Annotated in this window: 20 protein-coding genes and 1 other annotated feature; of the genes, 12 read left to right on the forward strand and 8 right to left on the reverse strand. The window is 33.9% G+C overall.

Annotated features, from left to right (window positions below; translation table 11 throughout):
• Nucleotides 1-21 precede the first annotated feature (21 nt).
• Nucleotides 22-672 (forward strand): SDR family oxidoreductase, encoded by a 651-nt coding sequence (locus CAT7_RS08730; RefSeq protein ID WP_232208129.1) that lies wholly within the window; start codon nucleotides 22-24, stop codon nucleotides 670-672.
• Nucleotides 673-1,093: 421 nt separating this feature from the next.
• Here the strand turns inward: CAT7_RS08730 and CAT7_RS08735 are convergent, their stop codons facing one another.
• Together CAT7_RS08735 and tyrS are read right to left on the reverse strand one after the other, a co-directional pair.
• Entirely contained in the window at nucleotides 1,094-2,242 is a 1,149-nt protein-coding gene (locus CAT7_RS08735) for a zinc-dependent alcohol dehydrogenase (RefSeq protein WP_007724572.1), read from the reverse strand.
• A 139-nt stretch (nucleotides 2,243-2,381) separates the two neighbouring features.
• Nucleotides 2,382-3,647: a tyrosine--tRNA ligase gene (gene tyrS / locus CAT7_RS08740; RefSeq protein ID WP_007724573.1), complete on the reverse strand. Its 1,266-nt coding sequence runs from the start codon at nucleotides 3,645-3,647 to the stop codon at nucleotides 2,382-2,384.
• 66 nt (nucleotides 3,648-3,713) lie between these two features.
• Nucleotides 3,714-3,933: a binding site (T-box leader), on the reverse strand.
• A gap of 256 nt (nucleotides 3,934-4,189) precedes the next feature.
• Here tyrS and CAT7_RS08745 point away from each other — a divergent pair.
• Nucleotides 4,190-4,729, forward strand: coding sequence for a DUF488 domain-containing protein (locus CAT7_RS08745; RefSeq protein ID WP_007724576.1), 540 nt, complete (start codon nucleotides 4,190-4,192; stop codon nucleotides 4,727-4,729).
• Nucleotides 4,730-4,913: 184 nt separating this feature from the next.
• Here the strand turns inward: CAT7_RS08745 and CAT7_RS08750 are convergent, their stop codons facing one another.
• Nucleotides 4,914-5,807, reverse strand: a complete 894-nt coding sequence (locus tag CAT7_RS08750) for a LysR family transcriptional regulator (protein ID WP_007724578.1) — start codon at nucleotides 5,805-5,807, stop codon at nucleotides 4,914-4,916.
• A gap of 367 nt (nucleotides 5,808-6,174) precedes the next feature.
• On the opposite strand from CAT7_RS08750, the gene CAT7_RS08755 reads away from it, so the two are divergent.
• Together CAT7_RS08755 and CAT7_RS08760 are read left to right on the forward strand one after the other, a co-directional pair.
• Nucleotides 6,175-7,293: a lactate oxidase gene (locus tag CAT7_RS08755; RefSeq protein ID WP_007724580.1), complete on the forward strand. Its 1,119-nt coding sequence runs from the start codon at nucleotides 6,175-6,177 to the stop codon at nucleotides 7,291-7,293.
• A gap of 157 nt (nucleotides 7,294-7,450) precedes the next feature.
• Nucleotides 7,451-8,998, forward strand: coding sequence for an L-lactate permease (locus tag CAT7_RS08760; protein WP_007724582.1), 1,548 nt, complete (start codon nucleotides 7,451-7,453; stop codon nucleotides 8,996-8,998).
• 600 nt (nucleotides 8,999-9,598) lie between these two features.
• Here CAT7_RS08760 and CAT7_RS08765 read toward each other — a convergent pair.
• Together CAT7_RS08765 and CAT7_RS08770 are read right to left on the reverse strand one after the other, a co-directional pair.
• A complete protein-coding gene (locus CAT7_RS08765) occupies nucleotides 9,599-9,955 on the reverse strand; it encodes an MmcQ/YjbR family DNA-binding protein (RefSeq protein ID WP_007724584.1) in 357 nt (118 codons plus the stop codon).
• A gap of 211 nt (nucleotides 9,956-10,166) precedes the next feature.
• Nucleotides 10,167-10,697 carry a hypothetical protein gene (locus CAT7_RS08770; RefSeq protein WP_007724585.1) on the reverse strand — a complete coding sequence of 177 codons (531 nt, stop codon included), beginning with the start codon at nucleotides 10,695-10,697 and terminating at the stop codon, nucleotides 10,167-10,169.
• Between the two features lie 182 nt (nucleotides 10,698-10,879).
• On the opposite strand from CAT7_RS08770, the gene CAT7_RS08775 reads away from it, so the two are divergent.
• The 4 genes from CAT7_RS08775 (at nucleotide 10,880) to CAT7_RS08790 (ending at nucleotide 12,820) form a co-directional block, all read left to right on the forward strand.
• Complete coding sequence (locus CAT7_RS08775) at nucleotides 10,880-11,077, forward strand: hypothetical protein (RefSeq protein WP_007724587.1); 198 nt, start codon at nucleotides 10,880-10,882, stop codon at nucleotides 11,075-11,077.
• A gap of 504 nt (nucleotides 11,078-11,581) precedes the next feature.
• Nucleotides 11,582-12,049, forward strand: coding sequence for a hypothetical protein (locus tag CAT7_RS08780; protein ID WP_007724590.1), 468 nt, complete (start codon nucleotides 11,582-11,584; stop codon nucleotides 12,047-12,049).
• A gap of 109 nt (nucleotides 12,050-12,158) precedes the next feature.
• A complete protein-coding gene (locus tag CAT7_RS08785; RefSeq protein WP_007724591.1) occupies nucleotides 12,159-12,371 on the forward strand; it encodes a hypothetical protein in 213 nt (70 codons plus the stop codon).
• Nucleotides 12,372-12,628: 257 nt separating this feature from the next.
• Nucleotides 12,629-12,820, forward strand: a complete 192-nt coding sequence (locus CAT7_RS08790) for a hypothetical protein (RefSeq protein WP_007724592.1) — start codon at nucleotides 12,629-12,631, stop codon at nucleotides 12,818-12,820.
• Between the two features lie 202 nt (nucleotides 12,821-13,022).
• Here CAT7_RS08790 and CAT7_RS08795 read toward each other — a convergent pair whose 3' ends face one another.
• From CAT7_RS08795 to CAT7_RS08805, 3 genes are read right to left on the reverse strand one after another with little or no spacing between them, the layout of a single operon-like run.
• Nucleotides 13,023-13,556, reverse strand: coding sequence for a YcxB family protein (locus CAT7_RS08795; protein WP_007724595.1), 534 nt, complete (start codon nucleotides 13,554-13,556; stop codon nucleotides 13,023-13,025).
• 52 nt (nucleotides 13,557-13,608) lie between these two features.
• Nucleotides 13,609-13,896, reverse strand: coding sequence for a ribosomal protein L7/L12 (locus CAT7_RS08800; protein ID WP_007724597.1), 288 nt, complete (start codon nucleotides 13,894-13,896; stop codon nucleotides 13,609-13,611).
• A 55-nt stretch (nucleotides 13,897-13,951) separates the two neighbouring features.
• The gene (locus CAT7_RS08805) at nucleotides 13,952-14,473 is read right to left on the reverse strand and encodes a GNAT family N-acetyltransferase (protein ID WP_007724600.1); all 522 of its coding nucleotides are present in this window, start codon (nucleotides 14,471-14,473) and stop codon (nucleotides 13,952-13,954) included.
• Nucleotides 14,474-14,733: 260 nt separating this feature from the next.
• On the opposite strand from CAT7_RS08805, the gene CAT7_RS08810 reads away from it, so the two are divergent.
• The 4 genes from CAT7_RS08810 to CAT7_RS08825 all read left to right on the forward strand — a co-directional run.
• Complete coding sequence (locus CAT7_RS08810) at nucleotides 14,734-15,252, forward strand: hypothetical protein (protein WP_007724602.1); 519 nt, start codon at nucleotides 14,734-14,736, stop codon at nucleotides 15,250-15,252.
• A 215-nt stretch (nucleotides 15,253-15,467) separates the two neighbouring features.
• Nucleotides 15,468-16,760 (forward strand): GntP family permease, encoded by a 1,293-nt coding sequence (locus CAT7_RS08815; RefSeq protein WP_007724608.1) that lies wholly within the window; start codon nucleotides 15,468-15,470, stop codon nucleotides 16,758-16,760.
• Nucleotides 16,761-16,783: 23 nt separating this feature from the next.
• The gene (locus CAT7_RS08820; RefSeq protein WP_007724610.1) at nucleotides 16,784-17,929 is read left to right on the forward strand and encodes a glycerate kinase family protein; all 1,146 of its coding nucleotides are present in this window, start codon (nucleotides 16,784-16,786) and stop codon (nucleotides 17,927-17,929) included.
• A 145-nt stretch (nucleotides 17,930-18,074) separates the two neighbouring features.
• Nucleotides 18,075-19,011, forward strand: a 937-nt coding sequence (locus tag CAT7_RS08825) for a CdaR family transcriptional regulator (protein ID WP_156780539.1), incomplete at its 3' end; no start/stop codon positions are given.

The following is a 19,011-nucleotide window of genomic DNA, read 5'->3' on the forward strand; positions in this document are numbered from 1 at the left end:
CTGAAACGAAAGGAGCAAGAAATGATGAAAGTATTAGTAGTAGGTGCAAATGGACAAATCGGTAAAATGATTGTAGATAAATTGCACGAAAGCGACAAACACTCAGTACGGGCGATGGTTCGAAAACCAGAACAAGCCAATGCACTAGATATGAACGGTGTGGAAGCGTGCTTAGCAGATTTAGAAGGACCAATTGAGGCGATTCAAAATGCTCTTGAAGGTATGGATGCTGTCATTTTCTCAGCTGGTTCAGGCGGACAAACAGGTTATGACAAAACAATGTCGATTGACTTAGATGGGGCAGTAAAAGTAATGGATGCAGCAAAAGAAGTTGGCGTAAATCGTTTTATTATTGTTAGTACAATGAATTCAGATAATCGTGCAGCATGGGACAGTGAAGAAATGAAACCTTACAACATTGCCAAATATTATGCAGATCGTTGTTTGAAACAAAGCGGATTGACGTATACTATTTTGCGTCCAGGAGCATTGGAAAATGATCCTGCTACAGGGAAAATTGAAGTTGCTGAAAACTTGCCAGGCGGTGCTATCTCTCGTGAAGACGTAGCAGAAGTTGCTATTGCTAGTTTAGATAACGAAACGACTTTTAATAAAGAGTTTGATCTTTTAAACGGAGATATACCGATTGATGAAGCATTAAAAAATCTATAACCTCTTTTATTAGGGTGTGTTTTAAAACTAGTTTATCACGAGAAAAATAGCTGAGATAAGCTGAATCAAAATCGTTATCCGTTTGAGTAGCCGTAATAAGCCCTCATTCGACTCACTCAAAGTCGTTATCCATTTGAGTAGACGTAATGAGTCTTTATTCGAGCAACTCAAAACAAATTTCTATTTGAGTTTGCACAGTAAGTCATCATTCGACCAACTTGAAGTCAGTTTCTATTTGAGCAGACGCAATGAGTCTTAGTAGTTTTCAAATACGTCCTAGTTAAACGGAGACTTGTTTTAGTGCTCATTTAATCAATAAACCTAAACGAAAGCTCTTTTCACTTTGAATATGTAGGTAGAAGAGAGACAGAATATAAAATAAGAGGCCGGGGACAATTTAATTGTCCTCAGCCTCTTATTTTCATACCATACCTGGTTTTAAGATCACTTTGATATTTTGATCTGCTTTTTTATCAAAAATATCATAAGCTTTTGCTGCTTGTTCTAGCGGCATAGTATGAGTAATGATATCCGTAGGGTCAAAAATATTTTTTTCGATCATGTCATATAATTTTGGCATAAGATGAATAACAGGAGCTTGACCTGTTTTTAAAATAACGTTTCGGTTGAAGAAATCATTGATTGGGAAACTAGCAGAAGGCGTCATGTACACTCCAGTAACTTGGACCGTACCGAACTTCTTAACACTTTCAGAAGCTGTAACAAGCGGACTGATCGTTCCACTTTGTACGCTTAGAAGCGTCTTAGCTTTTTCTCTAGTAGGAGTCACTCCATCCATCCCAACGCAATCGATCACGACATCCGCTCCGCCGTTAGTTGTATCATAAAGGAATTTTCCAACTTCAGTAACATCTTTAAAATTCACCGTTTCAACATTATTGGTATTGCGTGCATGGTCTAAACGATGCTTCACATTATCGACTGCAATAACTCGTTTAGCCCCTTTCATTTTGGCAAATTTTTGAGCAAATAGCCCAACAGGACCAGATCCTAAGATGATGACCGTGTCGCCTTCTTTGACGCCGCTGCTTTCTACACTCCAGTAAGCAGTAGGGACGATATCGGATAAGAAAAGAACTTTTTCATCTGGCAAATCATTTTCCGGAACAACAAAAGAGGTGAAATCAGCAAAAGGAACACGTAAGAATTCTGCTTGGCCTCCAGGGTAATTCCCATGCATCTTACCAAAACCAAATAGTCCGCCGTTATCGAAAGCTGGATTTGGATTAGAATTGTCGCATTGACTTTCCATTTCGTGAGTACAGAAATGACATTCGCCACATCCAATATTAAATGGAATAACGACACGGTCGCCTTTTTTAACTTTTTTTACACCAGGACCGACTTCTTCAACAATTCCCATCGGTTCATGACCCACTACATAATCTTCTTCCATTACTGGCTTTCCGTTATGATACAAGTGTAAATCAGATCCGCAAATAGCTGTTGCTGTAATGCGGACAATCATATCAGTAGGTTCTTGAATCGTTGGATCTGGAACATTTCGGACTTCCATTTTTTCATTTCCTTGCCATGTTACTGCACGCATAAAATCGCTCCCTTAATTTGTATTTTATCAATCAAAGTTTAACATTGCGATTACAGATAGTAAATTAATAACGCTTACTTTTAAGGATAAAAAAACGTCTGATCCATTAAAATGCTAAAGGATCAGGCGCTTATTTCTTTTAAACTAATTTAACTAAGAAGTATTTTTTCTTCCCTTTGCGAATCAAGATAAAACGTTCATCAAAAGAGTTTTCAGGTGTCACAATGGCTTCAACATCTGTGACCTTTTCACCATTCATGGATAAAGCTCCATTTTTAATATCTTCACGAGCTTGGCGTCTAGAAGGTTCAATACCGACTACATCGACTAACCATTCTACGATATTTTTTTCTTCTTTTGGAGCTTCAAACGTAGGCATGTTTTTGAATCCTTCTTCGATTTGATCAGCCGTTAAACTTTTTACATCACCGGAAAAAAGAGCTGCAGTAATTTTTTCAGCATCTTTCAACGCTTGTTCGCCATGAACAAATAGCGTCATTTCGCTAGCTAATGTTTTTTGTGCTTCGCGTTTATGCGGCTCTGTTGCTATCTTTTCAGCTAAAGCATCGATTTCTTCTTTAGTTAAGAAAGTAAAGTACTTCAAGTATTTCACGACATCACGGTCGTCTTGATTTAACCAAAATTGGTAAAACTCATAAGGAGTGGTTTTTTCTGGATCTAACCAAATAGCACCACCTGCAGTTTTCCCAAATTTAGTTCCGTCTGCTTTTAACATTAACGGAATGGTCAGCCCATAAGCTTCAGCTTCAGAACCTTCTTGTTTACGGATATATTCTAAACCAGCTGTAATATTTCCCCATTGATCTGCGCCACCAATTTGTAATTGAACATCTTCATGTTGGTACAAGTGTAAGAAATCAATCGATTGTAAAATTTGATAAGTAAATTCAGTAAATGAGATACCTGTTTCTAAACGACTGGCAACGATGTCTTTTGACAACATAGTGTTGACGTTAAAACTTTTCCCAATATTACGTAAGAAATCAAGTAAAGAGATTTCTTTTGTCCAATCCAAATTGTTCACCATACGAATAGAGTTTTCATTTTTACCTGCATCAAATAGTTTTTCCATTTGATGTGTTAATTTATCGACATTATTTTGAACTTGTTCGCTCGTTTGTAAAACACGTTCTTCAGATTTACCACTAGGGTCACCAATTGAACCCGTCGCGCCACCAATGACGATAACGGGGCGGTGTCCAGCTAATTGAAATCTTTTCAGAATCATAAAAGGAATCAAGTGGCCAATATGCATACTATCGCCAGTTGGGTCAACCCCACAGTATAGACCTACAGCTTTTTGGTCAATCAATTTTTTTAAACCTACTTCATCTGTTTGTTGATTAATGGCATCGCGCCATTCTAGTTCATCAATAATATTCATTTTTCTAGCTCCTTATATCTGTATTTTTGTGCATAAAAAAAGCCCAATAAAAAGAAGTTATCTTTTTATCGGGACGAAAATTTCCGTGTTACCACCCAAATTGCAGTCTGTTTTCAACACAAAACAAGCCTGCCACTCATTTACTGTTAACGTTAGTAATACGCTTGAGGTTAGTCAAGTTACTCCGGAGTGTACTTCGCAAAAAAGGTTTGTGCCTATTTTCATCAACCATAGGCTTTCTATTGAACAGGGACCAAATGCTACTAAGCTCTTTCATTGTAAGTTTGTTATGAGATTGTTATTAGTATAGATGAAGTGAAGACAATTTGTCAATCTTGTTTTTAAGGGAATAATACTAGTACTATAAGTGGAAGAGTTGAAATGAAAGACGAAAAAATTGACTCACTTGATGTTAACGATGACAATGGACTGCTACAAGAGATGATATCTAGTCATTAAAATAGGAGTTAGGTATCGTTTTTTTGATTTACACGTTAGTTGTCTGTATAATTTTGATAAGTAAAGGGAAGGTAGGATTTTGAATGGATATTTACACAATAGGTCATTCTACTCATAGTAGTGAGGAGTTTATTTCTTTGCTTCAATCATATGATGTAGAAACTTTAGTTGATGTACGTTCTTACCCTGGTAGTAACCATATGCCTCAATTTAATAAAGAAAACATAGAAAAATGGTTGCCTGAAAGCGGTATTAGTTATATTCATATGCCTTCATTGGGTGGTAGAAGAAAGAAAAATCACGAAATAGACGAATCATTAGTGAACGGATGGAGAAATACGTCTTTTCAGAATTATGCAGCCTACAGTCTAACGAATGAATATGAAAAGGCAATCAGTGATTTACTAGACCTTGAAAGTAAAAAACGAGTTTGTTACATGTGCTCTGAAAGTGTTCCTTGGAGATGCCACCGCTTGATTATTTCAAATACTTTGTCATTAAAAGGATTAACTGTTCACCATATCATGACAGAGAAAAAAGCTACTTTACATGAAATAGGTATGTATGGTGCTAAAGCGGTTATCGAAGGATCCAAACTTATTTATCCTGATTCATGTTCATAAATCAAAAAGACGCTATTCATCACAGGCATATAGGCCATGATGAATAGCGTTTTTTTATCAGTAATTAATTATATCAAATTTCTTGTACAGAATTAAGAAGGTACACTATATCTTACTGCTATGAAAATAATTTTGTTCACTTGTGCCAAAATCAAGTGAAAACTTTTGTTACATAAATTTAAATTCAACGAGTATTAAAGGTCTCAGCGATTTCAATCATTGCCTCATTGAATTCTTTTTGAAAATATGTGGTTTTACTGTGATCCTTATTCACGATGAGGCTAATGTAAAAGTGAGGTGCATTTTCAATGGGAACTCTGACCAGTCGTGGGCGATCGTCTATTAGAATATCGCTCATAAAAGCAACCATGTTAGTGGAAGAAGCAATGGACAATGCCGTTTGAATTTCCTTAGTATAAAGAGTCTGTGGCTGTTTAATTTGGTTGTTTTTAGTCCATTCTTCAAAAATACGTTGGTGTGTATAACCTTGCGCTAAGGAGATAAACAGCTCATCTTGAAGTTCCGCTGCCATGATGATGCTTTTTTTGGCTAATGGATTGTCAGGGGATACCCAAAGAGCTAACTCTTCTGTTCGCAAAGGAATTTGTAATAAATTTTCTGCTGAAAAAGTAGGACAATCGCTCCCAATAATGGCCAATGGAACTTGACCTTTGCATACCAAATCCAGCATAACATCAGAACTTTCTTCTTCAATGAGTTTCATAGAGGCTGAAAATTTTGTCAAATGTGGCATCAGTTGTGCCATGAAATGGCCGCCAATGGTTGGTAAGAAGCCAAAATAAACGATTTGATTTTTCAAATCATGAATTTCTTCTTTAACTTGTTCTACTGTTTGTAAAATATGAGTTGAATGCTTAAATAATATTTCACCAGTTTCTGTCAAACGTAAATGTTTGTGAAGTCTTTTTCTATCTATCAATACAGTTTCGAGTTCCTTTTCAAGGCGTTTTAAAGCCATCGAAATGGAAGGCTGGGAGACGTAAAAATGTTCTGCTGTTGCAGTAAAGTTCAAGTTTTCAGCCAAATAATTAAAGTAAACTAAATCTTGTAAATTCATAGGGTCCTCCTGTTGGTTTTGTGAATTTAATAACATAAACGAAACGTATACTAAACTAATTTTGCATAAATATTATTTATCATATCATAAAAAAACAATATTTTCTAAGTGTGGAAGAACATGATAAAGTAACACAAGTGGTGAAGCGCTTCCAAAATAATGGTGAAAGGTGTGACATTTTTAAAGTGATTAACAGGTTGAAAATTATTCAAGATTGATGTCCAAATCGCTATGTCTGAATTACTTTTTGTGAGACGGATTATAGTTGTAATTGTAGCTCCGTTGACTGTACTGAGTGCTCAATGGCTATTTTAAATTTAGAAATAAACTATTAAATTCATTATATAAAAAGGATGGTTGGAAATTTATGGTAAATGAACAAACGATTAAATACGAAGCACCAACAGTAGAGCAAGAAATTGAAGTAATCAGCACTTATCGGCTTGAAGACAGAGCTCGTGAAGTCGTTCCACATGGTGGATTTGATTATATGTCAGGTGCTTCAGGAGATGAATTTACATTAAAACAAAATAATGAAGCTTGGTCACACAAAGGAATTTTGCCTCGTGTATTAGCTGATGTAGAAAATCCGGACACATCGACTTCTATTTTAGAACATGACATTAAAGTCCCTTTTATTATGGCTCCTATTGCAGCTCATGGGTTAGCTCATGAAACAAAAGAAGCAGGAACAGCTAAAGGAATCGCTGAATTTGGCGGCACGATTATGTCTATCAGTGCTTATTCAGGAGCTACGTTTGAAGAAATTGAAGATGGCTTGAAAGGCAGTCCTCGTTGGTTCCAAATTTATATGAGTAAAGATGATGAAATGAATAAAAATATTCTTGATGAAGCAAAATCTGATGGTGCGACAGCAATCATCTTAACAGCGGATTCAACATTAAGTGGTAATCGTGAGAAAGATATGCTGAATAAATTTGTTTACCCATTTGGTATGCCAATTGTCTCTCGTTACTTAACCGGATCAGGGAAGAATATGTCTTTGAACAACATCTATGCTCAGTCAAAACAAAAAATCACCCCAAGAGATGTGAAGTTTATTTCAGATTACTCTGGCTTGCCAGTGTTTGTTAAAGGAATTCAAACTCCTGAAGATGCTTCATTAGCGATTGGTGCAGGAGCAGCTGGTATTTGGGTATCCAATCATGGTGGACGTCAATTAGATGGTGCACCTGGATCATTTGATACTTTGGAAAGTATTTCTAAAGTTGTAGCTGGCCGTGTTCCAATCGTATTTGACAGTGGTATTCGTCGTGGAGAACACATCTTCAAAGCTTTAGCAAGCGGTGCAGATATCGTGGCTGTGGGTCGTCCAGTATTATACGGGTTAGCTTTAGGCGGATGGAAAGGTGTTAAATCTGTCTTAGAATACTTCGAAACAGACTTGAAACGTGTTATGCAATTAGCTGGAACTCAAACAATCGAAGACGTTAAAAATGCTCGTTTGTTTGATATGAAAAAATAAATTTATGTGAATTTGAGGGAGCGGTGCCGACTAAACGGCATCGCTACATATTAAGTGGAGCAGAGGATTTATGAAAGATGAAAAAAATGCACTTATACAAAAGAATCAAGCTCTGAAACTCACTTAATAAAAAACGGATAATGGAAGGAAAAAAATTATGATATTACAGACATTACTTGCAGTACTGCCTATTGCATGGCTAATTATCTCACTTGGCGTATTAAAGATGCCAGGTACAAAAGCTTGCTTGATTGGACTGCTTCTTACACTTGGAATCAGCATCGTTGGTTTTGATTTCCCAATTATTGATGCTTTTACAGCAACATTAGAAGGCGTTATTAATGGCATTTGGCCAATCGTTTATATTATTGTAGCCGCTTTATTTACGTATAATTTAGCTACTTATTCTGGAAGTATGAAAATTATCAACCAATTGTTGACAGGAGTCTCCAAAGATATGCGAGTATTAGTTTTACTGATTGCTTGGGGATTTGGTGGTTTTTTGGAATCAATTGCTGGATTTGGTACGGCAGTTGCAATCCCGGCTGGAATTCTAGCTTCATTAGGTGTAAGCCCAGTTATGGCAGCTGTTATTTGTTTGATTGCGAATACTACCCCAACTGCATTTGGAGCAATAGGATTGCCTGTAACCTCATTAGCTCAAGCAGGAGGGCTGGAGGTTATGCAAACATCTTATATAGTCTCATTGCAGTTGTTATTGCTTATTCTAATTGTTCCCTTTATTTTAGTTATGCTAACAGGTGAAAGTATAAAATCATTAAAAGGCGTTACTCTGATCACCTTATTATCAGGGCTTGCATTTGGTTTGCCTCAGGTTTTTGTGGCTCGCTACATTGGACCTGAGTTGCCGGCTGTTATTGGTTCTTTAGTTTGTATTTTGGTCACAGTCTTGGCGGCCCGTTTTGTAAAAACACCAGAAGACTCTCCTTACTTGATTAAAGATAATGATCACGTAGGAAAGTCATCAGTTACCTTCTCGGTAGCTTTTAAAGCTTGTCTGCCTTATGTTTTTGTTTTTCTATTTATCATTTTATCTTCATCTTTATTCCCAGCTATCAGTGGTACATTGGGAAAAGTACAGTCTTCATTTGTAATCTATTCTGGAGAAGGTGCAAAACCTTATATGATCAAGTGGTTGACTACTCCAGGGACATTGATTATCTTAGCTACTTATTTAGGTGGATTGATTCAAGGAGTTTCCTTTGGCAAAATTACAGATATTTTGTGGAGTACGATCAAGCAGCTTAAAAATACCGCTGTGACTGTAAGCGCGATTGTAGCCCTATCTAAATTAATGGGATATAGTGGCATGATCAGTGTACTATCAACCTCACTTGTTACTTTTACGGGACCTTTATTCCCATTGATATCTCCTCTAATTGGAGCCGTTGGTACATTTATTACGGGTAGTGATACAAATGCGAATATTCTCTTTGGAGCACTGCAAGTTAATGCTGCTCAATCGTTAGGTGCAAATGAATACTGGTTAGCTTCAGCTAATATGGCGGGAGCAACAGCCGGTAAGATGATATCTCCTCAAAGTATAGCTGTAGCAACTGCAGCTACAGGTTTGATTGGACAAGAAGGTGCAATCACTAAAAAAGTATTTAAATACTTTGCCTTGTATTTAGGTGTAATTTGTTTAATTGTATTCTTTTTAGGGAAACTGTTAGGTATGATTTAATTCTAAATCAAGTAATACGTTTATAAAAGGCTATTAAAATTGAGCTGTTGTGCATTTTAGGAATGCACAACAGCTCGATTTTTTTGTTTACTCAATATATGATGATGTAAACAATAGTAACCAGGCTAAAGATAGTTGAACTCTGAAAGCCAAATAACAGGTGATCTGACATTTGATAACTTTCATGAGTACAGTCGCTATTCATCACAGTTATATATGTCCTGAAGAATAGTATGTTTTATCAATGACTAATTATCTCTGATTTCATAGTCTCAGTCGCTTATATATTTTATGTAGTAAACGTTTTACATATCATTATGACGGCATTGTTGTTAAAATAACGATGTACTCTTTAACTAATAATTACTAATTACCAGGAGGAGATAAAATGTTATTCTTACTTTTAGCTGTTATTGGTCTCATTATCGTTGGTTGGGGTTGGTCTAAAATGGATGGTATTGCTGATTATTGGATTGATCAAGGTAAAAAAAACACTAAAAAATAATGAAATGCCTATCATATAGAGTTAGGGAATTTAACGATTACTTTTTTAATTACAGAATTTAGTTTTTAACGTAAATTCCCTATTAAATTTAATAGTCATTTTGTTAGTTCATGACTTATGTCAATCAAATTATATATTTCTTCATTCGAAGCGGTTCCATTTAAAATAACAGTTAACCAGTGTTCCTTATTCATATGGTATGCATGGGAAAACCCTTCTTTTGAAGACAAAGGAACGACTAGCTCAGGTTCACATTTTATGTTTAATATGTCAATAATTTCATCACCGTCTAAACCAATTTTATTTTTAGGAACACTCATGATAAGTGCATACCATTTTTTATTGTGTTTATGCCGTAGCACTTCATAACTTGGATACTTAGTCCATAAATGCTCTGAAATAGTTTTATAGTTCTCTTCTGCGTATTTTAAAATATCTGAACGAGTAGCCATATTATTGCCTCCCACAAATTTAATTACATAATATATCACAGTTTATCAAAAGGACAAAGCAGTCAATAAAGTTTAAAGTGAGCAGATGATTCATTTAAGAAGTATAAGAATTTCACTATAGATATACGACTTTATGTACCAAATATTAAATTCATTAGGTTAATGATAGGAAGTAGGAAATGATAAAAATAATTGGGGGAAAATTGTTTAATTAATCTGCTAACGACAATCCTATAATGTCAACATCTTGAAATTTATGTAAGAGTTTTAATTCTTTGTCAACTGTATCGTATTCATACAAATCACAAGGTGATTGCCAATTTACATTTAATTTTACTAAAACAAAATAATTTTCAACAACTTTGAATATTTGGAATTCCAAAATATCGTGTTCTATTTTTTCTGCTGATTGAAAGATTCCTGTAATTATTTCATCATTCTTAACAATAGTACCTGCAGAATCTTCAAGAGCAATGTTATTTATCTTATTAAGAACCTTATTATTAGAAATATAAGATGAAAAACTATCTGAATCGGCATTGTATAATTTGAAATCGTCACTTATAAATGTGTCTATTTCTTCGCTATTCCAATTTGAAGAAATCGATACATACTCTATTTTCCCAGTGGTTTCATTTCGTGTGATTAAATTTATTAATGGGCTATTAGATATTTTATAGGAGCTTAATAAAATCATAACTATAACTATTATGGACAAAATAAATTTAATTTCTTTTTTCATAATTGCCTAGCTCCTTGTGTGTATGGTTATCCTTTATTTTATATTATAACGTAGAAAATAATTGTATGTATATGGCGTCATTTAAACCTTAATAAAAAGATAACAATAATTATATGAATTCATATAAAATTAAAAGGTATACTTCTTTTAGTAATAAAAACTAAAAGAAGGTAGGAGATAAAATGGGTTTTTGGTATTTTCTAATACTCTTTGTAGGGATTGCTCTTATTGTAGTAGGTATGCTGAATAAGGATGTTTCACGTTCAGTTAAAGTCGTAAGCATGATGTTTAGTATAGGTGTTTTATTTATTGTCATTTCGTTAATTATGTTTTTACCAGGTAGCTCTGAAATAGTCGCGCAATTACTACAACTAAATTAAAAAATAAAGAAAAAGATAGGAACTTAGATTCTTCAAAGTAAGTTTCTATCTTTTGTAACGTGTAAAAGCAAACCAAGTTAGGACCTCTTTTACGTTAATATTAACTGAGTAAACTATCCAATGCTGAATAGTTGTCTTTTAAATTTCCTTGGTCTTTCAGAAAAGAGTTTGCTAACTTTACAAAGTATCCCAATCGATATCCTCCAATGCAAAAAACTCATTTTCTTGTTTACGCTGGTGAATCGCATACCAGTATTTTTTATTGATAATTATTTACTGAAAACCTTTAACTATTTTGTTAAATTCTAAATCAGATATCTAGAAATTTATAATAATTACATTTTTTTATTTGGAATTTTTTGAGATGTAAACCAGTGGTTGCTAATTGTAAACGAATAGGTGCGGTACTTTTTAGGTTGAATTTGGGATAATCAGAGTACTAACTTAAGGAAGGAAGTCTTAAAATTAATTTTTTTATTATTAATTTAAATAGGAGAGAATTCAATGAATTACTTTACAGAAGAAAAACATGATCTTGAAGGCTATATGGATAATTTAAGGACTTTAACTAAAGTACTAGATATAGATACTCATAGTTTTTTATTAAACAACTCTTTTCATGATAGTCGTATAAGCGAAATTATATTGGTAAATAATTATAATCCAGAAGCACCAGATGAGTCTCAAGAAAGTATAGTATCTATTTCATCTGTAGCAAAGCATTGGGATAATAATATATATCAATTGTTATGGACAGATGTGACGATCTATTCTGTTGATTTTGATATTTCAAGAAATAAATTATTTGAAAGTCAAAAAATTTTGTTTAACAGAGGTTTAGATGAGTGGTCCCATGATGAACTGACATTATTAGATAATGGTCGTTTAAGACACGAAATTTATTTGTTTTCACAAACAACAATTATTATTGAGTGTGGTAATTTTTCTATCAAACGCATAGGACTATCTTAAAATTTATTTAGAAATTAAGCAAAAGTCAATAAATATAGATTCATACATATATAAATTATCTAATTGTGTGTAATACCTTAATCTCTATAAAACTGAAAGGAAATTATTCATGAAAAAATACAAAAAAATTTCAGGCTATATTTTAATTTTAGTAGCTGTAGTAATATTAGTTCGTTTACCTAATATGGTCTATCCTATACCGGATGATGATGGCATGGATACTAATCTTTATATCCTTGGAACGGTTTTAAATATAGCAAGGTACGTTGTTCTTTCTATCTTCTCTTTTGTTGTAGGAACAAAGCTTGCATTTAAGCATTAAATAAAAGGAGACTATTATTTACTTAATTTCTGGAACTTTATTTTTTATAACATCATTTTTTATTTTTGTAGGCAATTATGTCTTAAGTGATATGTATTATGGCGAGATGAATGGTTTTATTTCACTAATTGCTTTTATATCTTTTCTTATGGGTGTTGTTTTTTATTATGCTCACAATTCTGTAATCAATAACAAATAAAAAAATCAGGTTATTTCGGCAAGGTGAAATAACTATTAATAACAGGGAGATATAGGATATGGAAAATTTTTGGTCTTTTATATTAAGTGCATTACCTATTTTAGGAGCTTATTTAGGAGCTTTAGCTGTTGTTAGATATGATATTGATAAATTAGAAAAGCGATTGGGGAAAAAAATAAATGATTTAGAAAAGGAAGTTAAGCGATTAAATAACTTAAATAATGGGAAAATAGCTAACAATGATAAATAAATTAGTAGAAAGAGTAAAAAGGAACTGGGGAAATAGAAAGTGGATTATTTACGGAGCAGCTATCTCGTTTGTAGTTGAAGAAATATGAAGAATACTGAAATAAAAAAATAGACGGTAAGATAAAAGAAATAAAGTATTAAAAACTTTATTTCTTTTATCTTACCTATATGTACGCCCATACTATTAAACAGTTTGTTTCTATTTATTGGCGCATAGACGATGGAAGGTATTTATATAGCTCTTCAAGGAACGTATTGATTTTATTTTGATTTCCCAATACTCTTTTAGGAATTATGTAAGCTGAGATAGAGGAGTTGTAAATATAGATATACTCGCTTGTTTCTTCTACTTTGTTTACGTCACTCCAAGGTGTCTTCGTCTCACTAGCCGTGCTAGTTTCTATGATCGCTTCATCTGTTAAAAAAATTTTTCTTTTCTGTAATAAATTTTTATTGTTTCCTTCTTTAAGCATTTTTTTAATATTTCTTCCCATTTCCCAATTAAAATAATTTGGATAGAAAACTAGCCAAATTACACTCATAATACTAAATATCGTTATCCAATACCAAACAGGTATTTCTGAAAACGTTCCAAGTGCGAGTGTAGCAATTAAGAACACTAAGGGTCCGAGAATTCTTTGTAAGATTAAACTTTTTTTTACTGAAGCGGATGAGTTAGCGTGATCAAGATTAAAGTTTATATAATCTTCTTCCAATAATTCAAATTCGATTTCCATATAGCATCTCCCTAATACAAACAAATTTTAAAAATTAACGTGAACCAATTAGCTATTCGCTTAAATCATCAATAAATTTTTTCGCTTCAAGTAATCCAGCTCCAGTGGCAGATCGATACTCTTTAATAGCTTTAATTTTATTTCCTTCTGAGATAAGTTCTAAAAGAGTCGTTTTTAACCCATCATTTATTAAGTCAGGTAAGCCAACATGCGTAGCGACACTATCTAATTTTTTTTTCAGCTGATAAATTTCTGTTTTTAACTGGCTAATACTTAAAGTAAGGGATAGCAATAATAAAAATGCTCCTGCCAGAAGTAAGAAAATAACGATAAAATTCATTTTTCCATCTCCTTATGAGTAGTCGTATTGTCAAAATTTTGTCACTAATTAGAGCTTAAAGAGGAGAAAGAGTAGAATTAATTCTAGCCATTAAATATTCATTAGCATATTTCCCGTTTCTTATTGCTGCTAGTCGTTTAAGTCCTTCTTTTTCAAAACCAAATCTTTCGTACAAATATATCGCACGTTCATTGTCTTCAAATACAGTAAGTTCAAGCCTAACAAGCATTAACCATTTATCGGCTACATCGATAACCGCATCTAATAAAGCCGTACCCACCCCTTGGTTTTGGTAATCTTTATGAATCATTATGCCAATGCTTCCGCTATGACGAGTACGATGGTTGCCATGTACAGATAACCCTGCAGTTCCTATGATTATTTCTTCTTTATTTTTAAGCGTTGCAATAGCAACAAACTGGTGTTGATTAGCATCCATATTAACAACAAAATCTTCATTTTGCTGTATTCTTTCTGAAGGCATTCCTAAAATATTTTCAAAAACCCCTGGCATACGTCTTAATTCGTTTAATCCATTACCATCTCCGCTAGTAATGGGTCTGATATAAAAATCCATATGTATTCCTCCTTAAAAGTGTAATCTAATATAAAACCACTGCTATTTAATAATGTTATTATACAGTTTATTCTCTTGCAAAAGAATGTTAATAAATCATACAATTGAATAAATTTATAATTTTTATAAAAAAGCTTTAATTATCCTGTTAGCAAATGTTTATTTCTAACACATTTAAAGCAAAAAAAATACTAAACAGTAGAAAGAAGTAGCTATGAAATTTTAGTTTTGTGAATTGATAAACAAAGGAGAAGAAGTTTATGAAAAAAAATTCCTTTTATTTCTTTTTTATTTTAACAGGATTAATCTTGGTCTTTTTGATGTGTCGTCCACTGTATACTGTGAAATCTATAAGTTATAAGGCAGAAAGTCCTTTTAATGAACAAACAAAGGTCATAGCTGTTCCACAACATGCACTATACCACTATGCAGAAGTTAGTAAAGAAATAGTATACACTTCGGGCTATGTGGCTAATCAATCCAGTCAAGGGACTAAATTTGCTACTGAAGAAGGTTTTCGTTGGACTGAAGGTGGTGGAGCTCATTTAACAGCAAAAAAAACGGCTCATTCTTTTGGCAGTGTTGATCCATTGGGTGAAATACTGATAAATGTTCCCAATAAGACAGATTATTTTAGACTAAAGGTAGAAGAAGGATGGGAAGTAACTAAAACAGCTGTATATATGTACTCAGAAAGTAGTAGCAGTAAAAAGTTCCTTTACTACATCTATCCATCAACATTATATAATCGGACATTCACACCCGTAGTAGTGAATTAAGAAAAATTTTATCTCTTAGCTAAAGTTAGGTGTAGGTGCTATCACAGGCTTGCAGCTAATTTTTTATTCTGCATGAGTAAATAGAAAACAATAGGTATTTGTTTAAAGTTCGTTGTGCATTTGCACAATGAACTTTGTTAAAATGACAATAGCTTTTTCTTGTAATGAAAAATATAATGTAAGCGCACACAGAAGAAGTTGGGAGATGTTTAAAGATGTTAGATAGTACGATTCCATGGTTTGCAGCAATTATTGGATTGATCGTTGCAATTGTACTGATATTGAAAAAATTCAATCCAGTGTATTCTTTATTTTTTGGAGCCATCGTTGGTTGCTTAGTAGGTGGAGCTTCCTTAGTAGATACTATTGATATTCTAATCAGTGGTACACAAAGCGTTATTGGAACTGCTATTCGCGTTCTTGCTGCAGGAATGCTTGCAGGTGTAATGATGGAATCTGGAGCAGCAGAATCCATTGCGAACGCGATTGTAACGAAACTTGGAGATAAGAAAGCCATCTTATCATTGGCTCTTTCGACAATGATCATAACGGCTGTAGGAGTATTTATTCCGGTAGCAGTCCTAATTGTTGCTCCAATTGCATTATCCGTTGGAAAACAAACAGGAATTAGTAAAATTGCATTATTAACAGCTTTATCAGGTGGAGGGAAAGCAGGAAATATTATTTCGCCTAATCCAAATACGATTGCAGCAGCTGATGGTTTTGGCTTAAATTTGAGCAGTGTGATGTTAGCAGGTTTTATTCCAGCTTTGTTCGGACTTGCAACAGCTGTTATTGTAGCGAATTTAATTAAAAATAAAGGTGAAATGGTAAGAGATAGGGATATCCTTAAGAAAGAAGTAAAAGAATTAATGCCATTGGGAAAGGCGCTGATTGCGCCGATGCTTTCAATTGTTCTTTTATTGGTTAACCCAATTGGGACCCTATTAAAAATAGAGGTCCTCACAAATTTAAAAATTGATGCATTATATATTCTACCTTTTGCTTCAATCATAGGAACGCTCGCAATGGGACATGCGAATAAAATTAGTGAATACGCTTCTTCAGGAATTAGACGAGTCACAGATACGGTACTTATTTTGATAGGAGCCGGTGCAATTGCAGGATTGATATCTGCTTCTGATTTATCTGTTCAAGTTGTAAAATTAATTCATACAATAGGTATTTCTGGCACATTCTTAGCACCAATCTCAGGTATCTTGATGGGATTAGCTGTAGGATCAACGTCTACTGCTGTTATATTGGCTACTGGATCATTTGGACAAGCCATTCTAGATACAGGAACTTCTTCTTTAGCAGCATCTGTAATGGTTCATACAGGAGCAACCGTTATTGATAGTGTTCCACAAGGGAATTATTTCCATATTAGTGCAAATAGTATGAACATGACGATAAAAGAAAGATTGAAGGTTATTCCCTACGAGATGTGTGTAGGTGGGTCAATGACTGTAGTGGCAACTATTTTATATGGATTTATTCTGAACTAATTAATGGAAAAGAGGCAAATATAATGGTAAAAAGATTTGTTGTTGCACCAGATTCGTTTAAGGAAAGTATGAGTGCAAAAGAAGCCTGTGAAGCAATGGCTAGAGGGATCAGAAAAGTATTCAAGGATGCAGAAATCAGTCTTGTTCCAATGGCTGATGGAGGCGAAGGAACGGTTGATTCGTTAGTAGATGCTACAGAAGGAAGACGAATCAATGTTGAAGTGTCCGGTCCGATTCCTGAAGAAAAAGTAACAGCCTATTTTGGTATTTTAGGTGACAATAAAACAGCAGTCATTGAAATGGCGAAAGCAAATGGAATTGAACTATTAGCAAAAGAACGTCGCAATCCATTAATCACTTCTACGTATGGTACAGGTGAAATGATTAAAGCAGCTCTTGATGAGGGTGTAGAAAAAATTATTATTGGCATTGGCGGTAGTGTAACAAATGATGGCGGTGCTGGTATGGCCGAAGCATTGGGTGTAAAGTTTTTGGATGAAAATGGACAATCAATCGCTCAAGGAGGAGGTGCGCTAAATCAATTGGCTTCAATCGACACTTCAAGATTAGATCCTCGAATAAAAGAAATTGAAATCGAAGTTGCTAGCGACGTGACGAATCCATTGACTGGAGAACATGGTGCAGCTCATATTTTTGGTCCTCAAAAAGGAGCAACTCCAGAAATGGTGAACCAATTAGACCTTAATTTAAAACATTACGCCCAAATTATTCAAAGAGATGTTCAAATGTCGATTGAACATCAACCAGGTTCTGGAGCAGCAGGTGGGTTGGGTGCTGGCTTATTAGCTTTTACAAATGCAACCTTAAGACCTGGTATTGATATCGTTATTGAGACGAATAATTTAGAAGAACAGATTGCAAATGCCGATTTTATTTTCACTGGTGAAGGTGGAATGGATTTTCAAACTAAATTTGGGAAAGCGCCATATGGGGTTGCTAAAATTGCAAAACAGTATCAAAAACCCGTTTTTGCTTGTGCAGGTTATATTGGGAAAGATGTTGATGTGTTATATGATGAAGGAATGACGGCTATTTTTGGGATTCTCTCAAAAGCTCAATCGCTTGAAGAAGCTTTAAAGAATGGCGCATCAAATCTAGAACAGACCTGTGAAAATATTGCTCGAATTTTATTCTTAACAAGTGAATAAGGATAAATAATCGCTATTTTAGGCGATAAACTTGATATTTTAAGTTTTTAAGATGATAATTCAACTTATAAGATAAGGAAAAAACAGTTTAGGATATAACTTCTAAACTGTTTTTTGTATAGAAAAGGTGGCAGAAGTAAAAGTGTTGACTAACAGTCAAGCTAGGTTAATCGTCAGTAAATTAATGGAAGATATCCCTTATAATATAAATATTATGAATAATTTAGGGATTATCATTGCAAGTGGTGACAACAATCGTATCGGAACTTCGCATAGAGCAGCTGAACGAGCAATCAAAGAAAAAAAGATTATTGAAGTTTATCAAGATACACACTTAGAAAAAAAAGGGACGAATGAGCCAATAATATATGAAGACATTATTATTGGGGTAGTTGGAATTACAGGCGATCCTAATGAGGTTCGTCCATTCACAAAAATTGTTAAAACAGTCGCCTTGCTTTTGATTGAAGAATTAAATATTTATAAACAAAAAGAAGAGAACAGAGTAGCTAAGAATGACTTTTTGAAACAAATCCGTCTATCAGATGGCATGTACACGGAACTGCTGAAAAAAGAAGCTAGTGAAAAATACGAGTTAGAATTAGGGCAGCCCTATTATGGTGTCTTTGCTGAAAGGAAGGAAATACTGAGAGCAATTGCGTCTAAGAAAGAACTATTTGAATGGTCTGAAGGTTCTATTATTTTTATGGAGACTGTTGATTCATTAGAAACAGCTACTAATGAATTTATTATCATCAGCTCTAGTGAAAAAAACATTAATCAAATTCTTCAAGATATCAAACAGACATATGCTTTGCTATCTTTTTTAAACACAAAGAAAGAAGGAATAAATAAAACAGAGAGCTGCTATTTAGCTAATTTATTTTCATTTTCTCTTCCCCCTAATCAGAAACTGTTGAAGAAGATAAAGGAAGTGGCACCAGAATACGCAGAAACACTAATCAGTTTTGCGAGGAATAATAAAAGTATCAATGACACTTCGCTAGAACTTCATATTCATAGAAACACATTAAATTATAGAATTCAAAAAATTGAAGAACTAACTGGCAAAAATCCTCGTA

It is taken from the genome of Carnobacterium sp. AT7 (assembly GCF_000171855.1).
In the GTDB taxonomy this organism is placed as follows: domain Bacteria; phylum Bacillota; class Bacilli; order Lactobacillales; family Carnobacteriaceae; genus Carnobacterium_B; species Carnobacterium_B jeotgali.